Here is a 13900-nt window from a genome sequence, read left to right as displayed (position 1 = left end):
CTTGGGGGCGCGGGGACTGGATTGTGACCGGCGTGGCGCGGTCCCTGGCCGGTCCGGGTCAGGCGAGCGCGCCGACGACCTTGCGCGGGGTGATCCGGACGACGACGCGCGGTGCGTCCTTGCCCGACTCGGGATTGAACTCGGCGTACCTCTTGCCGGTGTACTTCATCGACAGCTCGTCGATCAGCTGCTGGCCACCTTCGGTGGTGACGGTGGCCGTGCCGCGGATCTCGCCGTACGTGTACGGCTCGTCGAAGGGCTGTACGAGGACGGTCGCCCGCGGGTCGCGCCGGAGGTTCTTCTCCTTCCGCCGCCCCACGGTGGTGGAGATCAGTACGTCCTCGCCGTCACGCTTCGCCCAGACGGGAGACACCTGAGGGCTCCCGTCGGGCTGGATGGTGGCGAGGTTGACGAAGACGGGGCTGTCGAGCAGTTCCTTGAGCTTGTCGCTGAGTGCGGCGGTCACGGTGCGGTCCTCCTGAACTCGGTGCACGCGTTGCGCGGTGATTCGCTTGCGTCACATCCGCGTCTACCCCACACGGGCGCCCGTTCGCGGTCAGGACGCGCGGAAGACGAGCGCTGTGGCGATCGCTGCCAGTCCTTCGGCCCTGCCGGTCAGCCCGAGACCGTCGGTGGTCGTGCCGGACACGGAGACCGGCGCGCCCGCCGCGGCGCCGAGCGCCTTCTGGGCCTCGTCGCGGCGCTTGCCGACCTTCGGCCGTACGCCGATGACCTGGACGGCGATGTTGCCGATCTCGAAGCCTTCGGAGCGGACGATACGGGCGGCCTCTGCGAGGAGGGTGGCGCCGGAGGCTCCGGACCACTCGGGGCGGCCGGTGCCGAAGTGGGCGCCGAGGTCGCCGAGCCCGGCGGCGGAGAAGAGCGCGTCACAGGCGGCGTGGGCGGCGACATCGCCGTCGGAGTGGCCGGCGAGGCCGTGGTCCTCGTCGGGCCACAGCAGGCCCGCGCACCACAGTTCGCGGCCCTCTTCGAAGGCGTGGACGTCGGTGCCGATGCCGACGAGGGGCATCGGCGGCCGGTGGCCGGACGGTTCAGAAGCCATCGTTGGCCCTCCTGCGGGCGAGTACGGCCTCTGCGAGCACGAGGTCGAGCGGGCGGGTCACCTTGAACGCCTCTTCGTGGCCGGGTACGACCACGACGGGCTCGCCCAGCCGCTCGACCATCCCGGCGTCGTCGGTGGCGCCGTCGCCGCTGACGGCGACCGTCTCATGGGCGCGTACGAGCGTGTCGCGGTCGAAGCCCTGGGGGGTCTGCACGGCGCGCAGTGTGGCGCGCTCGGGGGTGGCGACGACGGGTTCGGGCTCGCCCTTCCCACGTGGTTCGACCTGTTTGACGGTGTCGGCGAGCGGCAGGGCGGGGACGACGGCGGGTGCCCCGTCCCGTACGGCCTCGATCACCGCGTCGACGGTGTCGACGGGGACGAGCGGGCGGGCCGCGTCGTGCACGAGGACGGTGGCGATGGTTTCGGGCAGTGCCTCGAGGCCGGCGCGCACGGACTCCTGACGGGTGTCGCCGCCGGGGACGACCAGATAGTCGGTGCGCTCGGGCAGGGCGTGTTCGTCGAGCAGGTTCTTGACCTCGGGGGCGCCGTCGGGCGGGGCGACCACGACGACGAGGGAGACGGCGCGGGAGGCCGCCATGGCCCGTACCGCGTGGATCAGCATGGGGGTGCCGTTCAGCGCGCGGAGCGCCTTGGGGGCACCCGGGCCGAGCCGAACGCCCCGGCCTGCCGCGGGGATCACCACGGCGGTGCGGCCGGTGCGCGATTGGTCTGACATCGGTTCCACTCCGGAGGTCGTAGCGGCCCCAGAAACAGCCCCCGAATTGGCATGGCCAGGACCGAATTGGCCCTGACCAGGTTTGTGTCCTCGGCCGGCATGGGTATGGCCTGGGGGTACCCCCGACCGAAGGTTGGGGGAGTGCCGGGCGCGACGCCTTGACCGGACCCTTTCCGTGACAACTGGTTGAGCCAGCTGCCCGGGCCCGGCACGCCAGGGAGGCCGTGGACGGACGGGGGGTCGTCGGGGACAGACGGGGAACGTCGGGGATCGAACGTCGGGTAATTGATCTTGCGAACATGCCGCAGCGCCCGGCGACGCAACTCTTCAGCTGGTCAGCGGGCACCGCGGCATTCAGTTCTGCACCGTGGACGCTTGGCGCGGGAGAGCGCCGACGCCTGGCGTCAGGACGCGAGGACCTCGTCGAGCAGAGCCTCGGCCTTGTCCTCGTTGGTGTTCTCCGCGAGGGCCAGCTCGCTCACCAGGATCTGGCGTGCCTTGGCGAGCATGCGCTTCTCACCTGCGGAGAGACCGCGCTCGCGCTCGCGGCGCCACAGGTCACGCACTACTTCGGCGACCTTGATGACATCGCCGGAGGCGAGCTTCTCGAGATTTGCCTTGTAGCGACGGGACCAGTTCGTCGGCTCCTCGGCGTACGGCGCACGCAGTACATCGAAGACCCGGTCCAGCCCGTCCTGACCGACCACATCGCGCACGCCAACGAGATCTGCATTGTCCGCCGGCACACGAACCGTCAAGTCGCCCTGGGCGACCTTGAGCACCAAGTAGGTCTTGTCCACGCCTTTGATCTGGCGAGTTTCGATGGCCTCGATCAGCGCGGCCCCGTGATGGGGATAGACCACGGTGTCGCCAACCTTGAACGTCATGTGACAGGTACCCCTTCCGTGGCTATCCAGGGTAACACGAGAACGGCTTCTTCTGAATGGCGTTTTCGCAGGTCAGGGCATATCTCGGGGCTTGACAACAGCAACCCGAACGTGCTGCGGCCGACTTCCGGAAGGGGGTATTCGCAGGTCGGAGCCGCTGCACGGGCACAGAGAAACCCGCACGTTACACGCACCACGACCCCTGCCCAAGCGGACGAACGTCCCGATTTGCCGGGTTCACAGCAGTGTACTTCCCGTACTCCGTTCGAGTCTCGGTCACCCGCACGGCGGGATCGCGGGAAGGAATCCCGAATTGATCAACAAGGGGGTCCACGGCGGTTTTCCGTAAGGAATGTGTGATGGCCTGCGGAATTGATCACCGGGTTATGTGAACGGAAGGCGAAATCCCGCGGAGGCGGCACTCGGGCCGGACCCGGCAACTGTGTGGCGGGGAGCGGGACCCCGGCAGGGGCGGGTCGGGTGCGGGAGGCCGACCACGGCTCGGTAACCTAAGCCCGCTGCAAGCCCTGCAAGGCCCGCACAACCCGTAGACCGTCAGCCCGTCCGTACGTCCAAGGAGTTGCCGCCGCCGTGAGCCGCAGCCTTCGACGCGGCGCCATCGCCGCCAGTGCCCTCGTGATCTCGATCGCCTCGCTCACCGCCTGCGCCGCAGGCATGGACGCGCAGACACTCGAGGTCAAGCCGGACAACGCCGCCACCTCGGTCGGCGCCATCAAGATCCAGAACGCGACGGTGGTCACGCAGCCCGAGCAGAACGCCGAGGGGCCGGCTGCCGTCTCGGCGACGGTGTTCAACAACGGCAAGAAGCAGCAGACGCTCGAGTCCATCACGCTGCCGGGCACCGACGCGACGGTGAAGCTCTCGCCGGCGGGCGGCAGCGGCCAGGTCACCGTGCCGGCGGGCGGGTACGTCATCCTCGGCGGCAAGGGCAACGCGTCCGCGGTCATCGAGAACGGCCAGAAGATCGCGAAGCCGGGCGACGTCCAGCCGGTCGTCCTCCGCTTCAGCGAGACCGGCGACGTCCAGGTCAGCTCGTTCGTGGTACCGGCGGACAACTACTACAAGGACTTCGGCCCGAGCGGCGCGCCGAAGCCGGCCGAGCCGTCGGCCCCGGCGTCCGCCTCCCCGTCGGGCAGCCCGAGCGCCGGTGCGTCCACCCCGGCCGAGGGCCAGCACGGCGGCGAGGGCGAGAGCGAAGGGGATGCCGGGCTCGAGGAGGGCGCGACGTCGTCCGAGTCCACCGAGGGCTCCCAGGACGCGGGGCACTGACGCCTCCGCCGCTGCCGTGAGCGGCTGTACGTACATACGGCGGCGCCCCACCGGTTCGGATCCGGTGGGGCGCCGCCGTTTGCGGCCTTCAACAGGAGGCGCTCCCGTGCGGCCGAGGGCCGGTCTACGGCTCGAACTTGTAACCCAGGCCACGGACCGTGACCAGGTAGCGCGGGGCACCCGGATCCGGCTCGATCTTGGCGCGCAGGCGCTTGACGTGGACGTCGAGGGTCTTGGTGTCGCCCACGTAGTCCGCGCCCCAGACGCGGTCGATCAGCTGCATACGGGTCAGCACACGGCCCGCGTTGCGCAGCAGCATCTCCAGGAGGTCGAACTCCTTGAGCGGCAGGTCGACCTTGCCGCCGGAGACGGTGACGACGTGCCGGTCGACGTCCATACGGACCGGACCGGCCTCCAGGGCGGCGGGAGTGACCTCCTCCGGCTCGCCACGGCGGCGGAGGACCGCTCGGATGCGGGCGACGAGCTCCCGCGAGGAGAACGGCTTCGTCACGTAGTCGTCGGCTCCTATCTCCAGGCCGACGACCTTGTCGATCTCGCTGTCCTTCGCGGTCACCATGATGACCGGGACGTTGGACCGGCCGCGCAGCTGGCGGCAGACCTCGGTGCCGGGCAGACCCGGCAGCATCAGATCGAGGAGGACGAGGTCGGCGCCGTTGCGTTCGAACTCGTCGAGCCCCTCGGGCCCGGTGGTCGCGACAGCGACCTCGAAGCCCTCCTTACGGAGCATGTAGGAAAGAGCGTCGCTGAAGGATTCCTCGTCCTCGACGACAAGCACTCGGGTCACGGAAGGACCTCCGGGGCAGGCAGTGGTTCGCGTGTGGCGGTCCGGGGATCCGGACCGGGGTGGGATTCGGGGCCGGAACCGGCCCCGCGGCCACGACGGTGGTCGTGAGCGGGAACGGAATCCTGACCCGGAGCGGGATCGGAATCGGGAGCGGGATCTGAGTCGTACGGTCCGTCGGGGCCGTCCGTGTCGTCGATGACCTGTACGCGCGTACGGTCCCTGACGGAGCCTGCCTCCGGCAAGCGCAGGGTGAAGGTGGAGCCCTGTCCCTCGGTGCTCCACACCGAGACCTCCCCGCCGTGCGAGGCGGCCACGTGCTTGACGATGGCCAGACCGAGGCCCGTGCCTCCCGTCGCCCTGGAGCGGGCGGGGTCGACACGGTAGAAGCGCTCGAAGACGCGCTCGCGGTCCTTCTCCGAGATACCGATGCCCTGGTCGGTGACGGCGATCTCGATGGCGTCCCCGCCGGGTGCGGGTACGCGGCGTGCGGCTATGCCGACGCGGGTACGGGCCGGGGAGTAGTTGACGGCGTTCTCGACGAGATTGCCGAGGGCGGCGGCCAGCTGGCCGCGGTTGCCCCAGACGTGCAGGTCGGCGGTGCCGCCTGCGGCCATGGTGATCTGCTTGGTGGACGCGGTGTGCCGGGAGCGGTCGATGGCCTCGGCGACCAGTTCGTCCACCCGTACGGGCTCTGCGTCCTCCAGCGGGTCGTCGTTCTGCACCCGCGAGAGATCGATCAGTTCCTGTACGAGGTTGGTGAGGCGGGTCGCCTCGATCTGCATACGGCCGGCGAAGCGGGTGACCGCCTCGGGGTCGTCAGAGGCGTCCATGACCGCCTCGGAGAGCAGCGAGAGCGCACCGACGGGGGTCTTGAGCTCATGGCTGACATTGGCCACGAAGTCGCGTCGTACCGCTTCGATGCGGCGGGCTTCAGTGAGGTCCTCGACCAGGAGCAGCACGAGGCGGGAGCCGAGCGGCGCGACCCGGGCCGAGACGGCGAGCGCTTCGCCGCGGCCGGTGCCACGGCGGGGCAGGTCGAGCTCGACCTGTCGTATCTCGCCGTCGCGACGCGTGTCACGGGCCATGTGCAGCATGGGCTCCACCGCGAGCTTGCCGCCCCTGACCAGGCCCAGCGCATACGCGGCGGAGCTGGCCTTGACCACGGAGTCGCTCTCGTCGAGGACGACCGCGGAGGAGCGGAGCACGGACAGCACGGTGTCGACGCCGGGCGGAAGCACGGCGTCCGTGTGCAGGGAGGTTCGGGTGGGCCTTGCCTGGTCGCGCTCGCTCCAGCGGAACGCCAGCATGGCGATCACGCCGGTGCACACCCCGGCGATCGCAGCCAATGCGGCGACTGCCGCGTTCACGTCCATGCATCCAGGTTATGCGGGTCGCCGGACTGTCTCCCAGCCATCCGAGCTCCACCTCGAACACTCGTCGCCCAGAGTTCACCGAGGGGATAGTGGCGGTTCACTTGAGGGGGAGGATCCGGACGCGTCCGCGGCTGAACGTGGCACCGTGGGGGTCTCAGGGCCCCACCCGGACCCCCGTTCGCATCAAGAGAGGGACTTCCCATGCGGGACGCGTACCACGAGGAACTTGACTCGATCGGCGAGGGCCTCGTCGAGATGGCGAGGCTGGTCGGGTCGGCGATCGGGCGCGCCACGACGGCCATGCTCGACGCGGATCTGAAGCTCGCCGAGAGCGTGATCGCTGCTGATCAGAAGGTCGACGATCTGCAGCACGACCTGGAGGCCCGGGCGATAGCCCTGCTCGCCCGCCAGCAGCCGGTTGCGACGGATCTGCGGATCGTGGTGACCTCCCTGCGTATGAGCGCGGACCTGGAGCGCTCCGGCGACCTGGCCCAGCACGTGGCCAAGCTGGCCCGGCTGCGCTTCCCGGACACCGCGGTTCCGCAGGATCTGCACGCGACCATCCTGGAGATGGGGCAGCTCGCGCAGCGCCTGATGGCGAAGGCGGCGGAGGTCATCATCACCAAGGACGTCGACCTGGCCCTCCAGCTGGAGAACGACGACGACGAGATGGACCTGCTGCACCGCACGCTGTTCACGCACCTGATCGACGACCGCTGGAAGCACGGCATCGAGACGGCGGTCGACGTCACCCTGCTCGGCCGCTACTACGAGCGCTTCGCCGACCACGCGGTCTCCGTCGCCAAGCGGGTCGTCTACCTCGTCACGGGCGAGCACGCGGACGAGCTGCAGCCGGATACGACGGTCGAGGGCGCGTAGCCGTCACGCTCACGGGCAGCCGGGGCACAACTGTGCGCCGTTGATGCGCCGGGTGGAGTGGGCATGCAATGGGGAAAGGCGACACACGCACGCCTTCGAGGAGGACCCATGGCCGAATCCCCCACGACCGACGCCCAGCAGATCGTGTCCGTCGAAGCAGTGCCCCCGCCCCGCCGGCTGCCGCTCCTCGCCGCCTGCGGCTGCGGCTCGGGCTGCGGCTGCGGCTGCCAGTCGGGCGGACCGTGCCAGTGCGGCGGCTGCTGCGGCTGACGCGCACGGCGGCACACCGGTACATCTGTATCCACGCATGACCGAAGGGCCCCACCCGGGGACGGGTGGGGCCCTTCGCGCGTTCAAGGCCAGGGCTTTCCCCGACTCTTGGGGGCCGGGAGCTCCTCCGTGCTCGCCGTCCGGGTGAACTCGCACGTCATTCGCATCAGTCGGCCACCTTTTCGACCTCACTGTACGTAATTCTGCAAACGGCAATCGCCTCTGTCGCGCTGCCCAAATTCCGCTTTGTCACCGAACGAGGTCGTGACGATGAAAAAAGTATTGCCATCAGCCCCCTGATTGCCGGAGCGGCAGTGGCCGTTCTGGCATTCCCGGTGCCGGCCTCCGCGGCGGACACACCGGTGACGGTCCAGGTCACCACCGGCACGCTCAACATCGCGGTCCCGACGGGGCCCGTGAACCTCGGCACCGTCGCCGTCAGCAGCAGCCCGCAGAACGTCAGCAGCCAGCTCGGCAACGTCACGGTGACGGACGGCCGGGGCGGTACCACCGGCTGGACGGCCTCGGCCAACGCGGTGGACTTCACCGGGCCGCAGAACATCTCCGTCTCCAATGCCGGCACCAGCAGCTACACCACCCCGGCCGCGTCGGTCAGCGGCACCGCCACGGTGACCCCGAGCAGCCTGGACCCGCTGTACCCGCCGGGGCCCGTGCAGACGGCCACCGCCGTGTCCGGCATCAACTCGGCCACCTGGAACCCGACGATCTCCCTGACCATTCCCGCGAACGCCCTGGCCGGTACGTACAGTTCGACGATCACGCATTCCGTCGCCTGACAGCCGTAAAAGGAAAACCGCAGAAAAGAAATCAATAGAGGTCCTGTGCGCAGGTTCGTTTCCCTCACAGTGCTGGTGGCCGCGGTAATTGTCGTGGCCACCGGCCCCGCCTCCCCCGCTTCCCGGGTGTCCGACCCGGCACACCGGCCCGCTCCCCCGGATGCGGGCAGCGTCGGCGTACGGCTCGTCGACGTACCCGTCGATCTGGTTGACGACCCGCGGGCGAGGCAGTACGTCATCGACAATCTTCAGCCCGGCGTCACCGTGAGCCGGCGCATCGAGGTCTCGAACGCCTCGGACTCCCCCTTGCACGTCACGGTCTATTCCGGTGCCGCCGAGATCATCCGCGGCGCTTTCGTCGGCGCGGCCGGCAGCACCGCGAACGAACTCACGAGCTGGATCAAGCTCAGCCGGCGCGGCCTGGACATTCCCGCCCGCTCCGCCGCCCGCACCACCGTGACCATCGCCGTGCCGAAGGACGCCGCTCCGGGCGAGCGTTACGGAGTCGTGTGGGCCCAGGTCAGCGGTCGCGACACGGGCAGCGGCATCTCCCTGGTCAACCGCACCGGTATCCGCATCTACCTGTCGGTGGGCGGCCACAATCCACCGCAGCCGAAGTTCACGGTGGACACGATGACGGCCGCGCGACGGTGAGGGGCGTGCCGTCGTCAAGGCACAGGTGCACAACACCGGTGGTCGCGCCCTGGATCTCACCGGCTCCATGAAGATGAAGCAGGTGTCCGAAAGCCTCAGCGCGGGCCCGTACGGGATTCAGCTCGGAACGAGCCTGGCTCCGGGCCAGTCCGAGCCGGTGAAGATCCTGGTGACCGACGACGTGGACGACGGCCCCTGGGACGTTTCGCTCCAGCTGAAGAGCGGCCTTCTGGAGGAGACGTACAAGGCCCGGATCACTTTCCCGCACAGCACCGGCGTCGCCGGGGCGGTCCCCACCGGTCCCGGCGGGGCCGACGTCCTGGACCCGACCGTCCTCGCGGTGTCGGCCGCTCTGGTCACGCTGTTCGCGGTGGTACTGGGGACGGTCCTCTCCCGCCGCCGGCGCGGCTCGGACACCGGGTCCTGATCCGCCCGGACCGCTGTGGAGACCCACGGCTCGCACGGCCCACGACGACAAGCCCCCTGCCCGCGGAGAACCCGCAAGCAGGGGGCTTGTTGGGGTCGGGTTACTTCTTCTTGCCCTGGTTCTTGACCGCCTCGATGGCCGCCGCCGCGGCCTCCGGGTCGAGGTAGGTGCCGCCCGGCTTCACCGGCTTGAAGTCGGCGTCGAGTTCGTAGAAGAGCGGGATGCCGGTCGGGATGTTGAGGCCCGCGATGTCGGCGTCGGAGACGCCGTCGAGGTGCTTGACCAGCGCGCGCAGGCTGTTGCCGTGGGCGGCGACCAGGACCGTGCGGCCCGTCAGGAGGTCCGGGACGATCGCGTCGTACCAGTACGGGAGCATGCGGACGACGACGTCCTTCAGGCACTCGGTGCGCGGGCGCAGCTCCGGCGGGATCGTCGCGTAGCGGGGGTCGTGCGCCTGCGAGAACTCGCTGTCGTCGGGGAGCGGCGGCGGCGGGGTGTCGTACGAGCGGCGCCACAGCATGAACTGCTCCTCGCCGAACTCGGCGAGGGTCTGTGCCTTGTCCTTGCCCTGGAGCGCGCCGTAGTGGCGCTCGTTCAGGCGCCACGAGCGGTGCACGGGGATCCAGAGCCGGTCCGCGGCCTCCAGCGCGAGCTGGGCGGTGCGGATGGCGCGCCTCTGGAGCGAGGTGTGCAGGATGTCGGGGAGCAGGCCGGCGTCCTTGAGCAGCTCACCGCCGCGGACTGCCTCCTTCTCGCCCTTCTCGGTGAGGTTGACGTCCACCCAGCCGGTGAACAGGTTCTTCGCGTTCCACTCGCTCTCGCCATGGCGGAGGAGGATCAGCTTGTACGTCGCGTCGGCCATGGTCCTGAGCCTAATCCACCCCCGTCACGCCCGACGATTGACGTCCGCCGTCAATTCGCTGGCGCTCCGGACCGCCCCCTTGTAACTTGCGGATCGCCGCAGCACCACTTACAAGTCCGGGGGATGCCCGTATGTCCACAGCCGCTCTCAGACGGGCCGCGAAGGAGAGCGTCTCGGGACTGCCCCGGGAGTTCTGGTGGCTGTGGACCAGCACCCTGGTCAACCGTCTCGGCGCGTTCGTCGCGACGTTCATGGCCCTCTATCTCACCCTGGAGCGGGGCTATTCGGCCTCGTACGCCGGACTCGTCGCCGCACTGCACGGACTCGGCGGCGTCATCTCGTCGCTCGGCGCGGGGGTGATGGCCGACCGGCTGGGCCGACGGCCCACGCTGCTGGTCGCCCAGACCTCGACCGCCTTCTCCGTGGCGCTGCTGGGCTTCATGGAGCACCCGGTGGCGATCGCCGCCGTCGCCTGCCTGGTCGGCATGACCAGCGACGCGTCCCGTCCCGCGGTGCAGGCGATGATGGCGGACATCATCCGGCCCGAGGACCGGGTGCGGGCCTTCTCGCTCAACTACTGGGCGATCAACCTCGGCTTCGCGATCTCGGCCGCGGGGGCCGGCCTCATCGCCGAGTACAGCTATCTCGCAGGCTTCCTCGGCGAGGCCTCGCTGACCCTGGCCTGCGCGCTGATCGTCTTCGTCAAGCTGCCCGAATCCCGGCCGGACCGGAGCGACGCGTCCGGCCGCGAGGGCGAGCCGGAGACCCGCCTCGGGACCGTGCTGCGGGACGGCCGGTACATGGGCGTCGTCGGGCTGTCCTTCCTCATCTCGCTGGTGTTCATGCAGGGGTCGGTGGGCCTGCCGGTGGCGATGGGCCTGAGCGGCTGGTCGCCCTCCGACTACGGGCTCGTCATCGCGGTCAACGGCGTACTGATCGTGGCCCTGCAGATCCCGGTCACCCGGTTCATCGAGCACCGCGACCCGCAACGGCTGCTGGTGCTCTCCGGGCTGCTCGCGGGATACGGCTTCGGGCTGACGGCCTTCGCCGGTTCGATCGGCGCCTACGCACTGACCGTGTGCGTCTGGACGCTCGCCGAGATCATCAACTCGCCCACCCAGATGGGCCTGGTGGTCCGTCTCTCCCCGGTGCACGGACGCGGTCGCTACCAGGGCGTCTACACGATGTCGTGGTCGGTCGCGGCGCTCATCGCACCGCTGATGGCGGGTCATGCCATCGACCGCTTCGGTGCCGAGTGGCTGTGGGGCTCTTGCGCGGCGATCGGCACGGTGGCGGCAGCCGGGTACTGGCTGCTGATGCGCGCGGTGCCGGAGCCCGAGACCGACGTTCAGGCTGGGGCCGGGCCCGAGCCCCAGGTCAAGGTCGAGGTCGAGCCCCAGGTCGAGGTCGAGCTCCAGGTCGAGGACCGGCCCGGCGCCGCGTCCGGCCTCCCCGCCCAGGCCGGGGCTCCGGAGAAGGCGGACGCCTAGGCGATGTCCGGAGACGCTCCTCGGCGGGTTCCGGTCCGCGCGGGCAACTGGGGAGTGCTTGCCTCAGCGGTCGGGAGCGCCGCTACTGCGCCGGGCGGCGGGTCAGATGCGTGAACGCGTCCAGGTTCCGCGTGGACTCGCCACGCGACACCCGCCAGGCGTACTCCTTGCGGATGGCGCTCGCGAAGCCCAGCTCCAGCAGGGAGTTGAAGGCACCGTCCGCCGCCTCCAGGACCGTTCCCAGTAGGCGGTCCAGTTCCTCCGGTGTGACGACCGTGAGCGGCAGCCGCCCGACCAGATAGATGTCGCCGAGCGGGTCGACGGCGTAACTCAGCCCGTACAGGCGGAGATTGCGCTCCAGCAGCCAGCGGTGCACGCCCGCCTCGTTCTCGTCCGGATGCCGGATGACGAAGGCGTTGACGGACAGGGAGTGCTTGCCGACGATCAGCGAGCAGGTCGTCGACAGCTTGCGGGTACCGGGAAGTTTGACGACGTACGAGCCCGGCGCGGGGCTCTCCCACTCCAGCTCGGCGTCCTTCAGGTACGCCTCGACGGCCCCGAGGATCTCCTGTGCGTCAGCCATGGTGGGAGCGTACGTGACGGCGGTGCTCATGCATCGCCGCGGAGTACACGTCCGCCGTCGCCCCGGCCGCCGCGTCCCAGCCGAAGCCGCGGGCGTGCCGAGCCGCCGCCGCGCCCATGCGGTCCGTCAGCTCCGGGTCGTCGACGAAACGGCGCAGCGCGCGGGCGTAGTCGGCGGGATCGTGTCCCGCCACCAGGAAGCCGGTCCTCCCGTCCCGTACCGCCACCGGAAGGCCGCCGACGGAGGCCGCGACGACCGGGGTGCCCGCCGCCTGGGCCTCGATGGCGACCAGCCCGAAGGACTCGCTGTGGGAGGGCATGACCAGCACGGACGCGGCCCGGAACCAGTCCGCGAGCCTGTTCTGGGTGACCGGCGGCCGGAACCGTACGACATCGGCGATGCCGAGCCGGGCCGCCAGCTTCTGCAGGCCCTCCGGCCTGGCGAGGCCGGTGCCGCTGGGGCCGCCGACGATCGGCACGACCATGCGGTGCCGCAGCGACGGGTCCTGCGCCAGCAGCAGCGCAACGGCGCGCAGCAGTACGTCGGGAGCCTTCAGCGGCTGGATGCGGCCCGCGAAGAGGGGGATCACGGCGTCCTGGGGCAGGCCGAGCCGGGCGCGGGCCGCGGCCCGTCCGTCGGCGACCCGGAAGCGCTCCAGATTCACGCCGGGGTGAACGACGGCGACCTTGGCGGGGTCGGAGTCGTAGTGGCGGACCAGCTCGCCGACCTCCTCGGCCGTGTTGGCGATCAGCCGGTCGGCGGCGGCGACGATCTGGGTCTCGCCGATGACACGGGCCGCGGGCTCGGGGGTGTCGCCCTCCGCGAGCGCGGCGTTCTTGACCTTGGCCATGGTGTGCATGGCGTGGACGAGCGGGACGCGCCACCGCTCGGCGGCCAGCCAGCCCACGTGGCCGGAGAGCCAGTAGTGCGAGTGGACCAGGTCGTAGTGGCCGGGCCGGTGACCGGCCCAGGCCTGCATCACACCGTGGGTGAAGGCGCACAGCTGTGCCGGCAGCTCTTCCTTGGCCAGCCCCTCGTAGGGGCCGGCGTCCACATGGCGGACCAGTACGCCGGGAGCGAGCTCGACGACCGGCGCCATGCCTCCCGTGGTCGCCCGGGTGAAGATCTCCACCTCGATGTTGATGGCGGCGAGCCGCCTGGCGAGCTCCACGATGTAGACGTTCATGCCGCCCGCGTCACCCGTACCCGGCTGGTGCAGGGGGGAGGTGTGCACGCTGAGCATGGCTATGCGGCGCGGCTTGCGCGGCTGGCCGGGGAGCCGCAGCCTGGGCGGCGCCGCCAGGGTGCCGGCGAGCCGGGACACGTACTGGCTCACGTGGTCGGTCCTCTCCGGTGGGGACTCGGGGACGGTGATCGGAGCTCGGGCATGACTCTGAGGGGCCTGGGAGCCCTTCAGGGCCCTCAACAGCGGAACCATCCCTTTCATTTCCCCTTTGCCGAATCATTGCCGAGAGCGCCCGGGGCGGCGGGCGACTGCGGGCGCGTGCGGGCGGCTGCGCCGCTTCGCGCGGGGGGCCGGGGACGACGCTGGAGCCTCGGACGCCGAGGGAGCCGGGGGAGCCGGGGGACACTGCGGGAGCCGTGGGCGACGCGGACGCCGAGCGAGCCGCGGACGACGCGGACGCCTCGGGAACCGGGGTCGCCGGGGAGACGCGGGAGCCTCAGACGCCTCAGACGCCTCAGACGCCTCAGACGCCTCAGACGCCTCAGACGCCTCAGACGCCTCAGACGCCTCAGACGCCTCAGACGCCTCAGACGCCTCT

16 protein-coding genes are annotated in these 13900 nt (G+C 70.2%); 7 read left to right on the top strand and 9 right to left on the bottom strand.

Features of this window, described 5'->3' with window-relative positions; genetic code table 11:
• Positions 1–58: 58 nt before the first annotated feature.
• The 4 genes from ACFU5O_RS32935 to ACFU5O_RS32920 all read right to left on the bottom strand — a co-directional run bounded on the left by ACFU5O_RS32935 (position 59) and on the right by ACFU5O_RS32920 (position 2686).
• Positions 59–466 carry a PPOX class F420-dependent oxidoreductase gene (locus ACFU5O_RS32935; RefSeq protein WP_384246007.1) on the bottom strand — a complete coding sequence of 136 codons (408 nt, stop codon included), beginning with the start codon at positions 464–466 and terminating at the stop codon, positions 59–61.
• 90 nt (positions 467–556) lie between these two features.
• Positions 557–1063 (bottom strand): 2-C-methyl-D-erythritol 2,4-cyclodiphosphate synthase, encoded by a 507-nt coding sequence (gene ispF / locus ACFU5O_RS32930; RefSeq protein ID WP_384246006.1) that lies wholly within the window; start codon positions 1061–1063, stop codon positions 557–559.
• Entirely contained in the window at positions 1053–1799 is a 747-nt protein-coding gene (gene ispD / locus ACFU5O_RS32925; protein ID WP_384246005.1) for a 2-C-methyl-D-erythritol 4-phosphate cytidylyltransferase, read from the bottom strand. Before ispD ends, ispF begins: the two co-directional genes overlap by 11 nt.
• A 404-nt stretch (positions 1800–2203) precedes the next feature.
• Entirely contained in the window at positions 2204–2686 is a 483-nt protein-coding gene (locus tag ACFU5O_RS32920) for a CarD family transcriptional regulator (protein ID WP_017945956.1), read from the bottom strand.
• A gap of 591 nt (positions 2687–3277) precedes the next feature.
• Between ACFU5O_RS32920 and ACFU5O_RS32915 the strand changes: the two genes are divergently transcribed.
• Positions 3278–3976 carry a DUF461 domain-containing protein gene (locus tag ACFU5O_RS32915; protein ID WP_384246004.1) on the top strand — a complete coding sequence of 233 codons (699 nt, stop codon included), beginning with the start codon at positions 3278–3280 and terminating at the stop codon, positions 3974–3976.
• Positions 3977–4100: 124 nt separating this feature from the next.
• Here ACFU5O_RS32915 and ACFU5O_RS32910 read toward each other — a convergent pair whose 3' ends face one another.
• Both ACFU5O_RS32910 and ACFU5O_RS32905 read right to left on the bottom strand, forming a co-directional pair.
• Positions 4101–4781: a response regulator transcription factor gene (locus ACFU5O_RS32910; RefSeq protein WP_018847140.1), complete on the bottom strand. Its 681-nt coding sequence runs from the start codon at positions 4779–4781 to the stop codon at positions 4101–4103.
• Positions 4778–6154 (bottom strand): sensor histidine kinase, encoded by a 1377-nt coding sequence (locus ACFU5O_RS32905; protein WP_384246002.1) that lies wholly within the window; start codon positions 6152–6154, stop codon positions 4778–4780. The genes ACFU5O_RS32910 and ACFU5O_RS32905 overlap by 4 nt, the downstream gene beginning before the upstream one ends.
• A 201-nt stretch (positions 6155–6355) precedes the next feature.
• Here ACFU5O_RS32905 and phoU point away from each other — a divergent pair, with 201 nt between their 5' ends.
• From phoU to ACFU5O_RS32880, 5 genes are all read left to right on the top strand, one after another.
• Positions 6356–7033, top strand: a complete 678-nt coding sequence (phoU, locus tag ACFU5O_RS32900) for a phosphate signaling complex protein PhoU (RefSeq protein ID WP_384246001.1) — start codon at positions 6356–6358, stop codon at positions 7031–7033.
• Positions 7034–7141: 108 nt separating this feature from the next.
• Positions 7142–7303, top strand: a complete 162-nt coding sequence (locus ACFU5O_RS32895) for a hypothetical protein (protein ID WP_384245999.1) — start codon at positions 7142–7144, stop codon at positions 7301–7303.
• A gap of 314 nt (positions 7304–7617) precedes the next feature.
• Complete coding sequence (locus ACFU5O_RS32890) at positions 7618–8100, top strand: hypothetical protein (protein WP_384245998.1); 483 nt, start codon at positions 7618–7620, stop codon at positions 8098–8100.
• Positions 8101–8145: 45 nt separating this feature from the next.
• Positions 8146–8754, top strand: coding sequence for a hypothetical protein (locus tag ACFU5O_RS32885; protein WP_384245996.1), 609 nt, complete (start codon positions 8146–8148; stop codon positions 8752–8754).
• A gap of 82 nt (positions 8755–8836) precedes the next feature.
• Positions 8837–9181, top strand: coding sequence for a hypothetical protein (locus ACFU5O_RS32880; RefSeq protein ID WP_384245995.1), 345 nt, complete (start codon positions 8837–8839; stop codon positions 9179–9181).
• 100 nt (positions 9182–9281) lie between these two features.
• Here ACFU5O_RS32880 and ACFU5O_RS32875 read toward each other — a convergent pair whose 3' ends face one another.
• A complete protein-coding gene (locus ACFU5O_RS32875) occupies positions 9282–10043 on the bottom strand; it encodes a phosphoglyceromutase (RefSeq protein WP_384245994.1) in 762 nt (253 codons plus the stop codon).
• Between the two features lie 131 nt (positions 10044–10174).
• On the opposite strand from ACFU5O_RS32875, the gene ACFU5O_RS32870 reads away from it, so the two are divergent.
• Positions 10175–11533, top strand: coding sequence for an MDR family MFS transporter (locus ACFU5O_RS32870; protein ID WP_384245992.1), 1359 nt, complete (start codon positions 10175–10177; stop codon positions 11531–11533).
• 82 nt (positions 11534–11615) lie between these two features.
• Here ACFU5O_RS32870 and ACFU5O_RS32865 read toward each other — a convergent pair whose 3' ends face one another.
• Positions 11616–12116: a YbjN domain-containing protein gene (locus tag ACFU5O_RS32865; RefSeq protein WP_384245991.1), complete on the bottom strand. Its 501-nt coding sequence runs from the start codon at positions 12114–12116 to the stop codon at positions 11616–11618.
• Entirely contained in the window at positions 12109–13452 is a 1344-nt protein-coding gene (gene mshA, locus ACFU5O_RS32860; protein ID WP_384245990.1) for a D-inositol-3-phosphate glycosyltransferase, read from the bottom strand. The genes ACFU5O_RS32865 and mshA overlap by 8 nt, the downstream gene beginning before the upstream one ends.
• Positions 13453–13900 lie beyond the last annotated feature (448 nt).

Source organism: Streptomyces sp. NPDC057445 (assembly GCF_042802855.1).
Taxonomy (GTDB): domain Bacteria; phylum Actinomycetota; class Actinomycetes; order Streptomycetales; family Streptomycetaceae; genus Streptomyces.
The sequence above is the reverse complement of the archived record's forward strand: the minus strand, read 5'-3'. Positions and strand labels throughout refer to the sequence as shown.

What these genes read in the sequence shown, in the direction of transcription:
- ACFU5O_RS32920 (WP_017945956.1), bottom strand. Translation starts at nt 2,686, where the DNA reads ATGACGTTCAAGGTTGGCGACACCGTGGTCTATCCCCATCACGGGGCC.
- ACFU5O_RS32905 (WP_384246002.1), bottom strand. Translation starts at nt 6,154, where the DNA reads ATGGACGTGAACGCGGCAGTCGCCGCATTGGCTGCGATCGCCGGGGTG.
- ACFU5O_RS32895 (WP_384245999.1), top strand. Translation starts at nt 7,142, where the DNA reads ATGGCCGAATCCCCCACGACCGACGCCCAGCAGATCGTGTCCGTCGAA.
- ispF (WP_384246006.1), bottom strand. Translation starts at nt 1,063, where the DNA reads ATGGCTTCTGAACCGTCCGGCCACCGGCCGCCGATGCCCCTCGTCGGC.
- phoU (WP_384246001.1), top strand. Translation starts at nt 6,356, where the DNA reads ATGCGGGACGCGTACCACGAGGAACTTGACTCGATCGGCGAGGGCCTC.
- ACFU5O_RS32875 (WP_384245994.1), bottom strand. Translation starts at nt 10,043, where the DNA reads ATGGCCGACGCGACGTACAAGCTGATCCTCCTCCGCCATGGCGAGAGC.
- ACFU5O_RS32870 (WP_384245992.1), top strand. Translation starts at nt 10,175, where the DNA reads ATGTCCACAGCCGCTCTCAGACGGGCCGCGAAGGAGAGCGTCTCGGGA.
- ispD (WP_384246005.1), bottom strand. Translation starts at nt 1,799, where the DNA reads ATGTCAGACCAATCGCGCACCGGCCGCACCGCCGTGGTGATCCCCGCG.
- ACFU5O_RS32865 (WP_384245991.1), bottom strand. Translation starts at nt 12,116, where the DNA reads ATGGCTGACGCACAGGAGATCCTCGGGGCCGTCGAGGCGTACCTGAAG.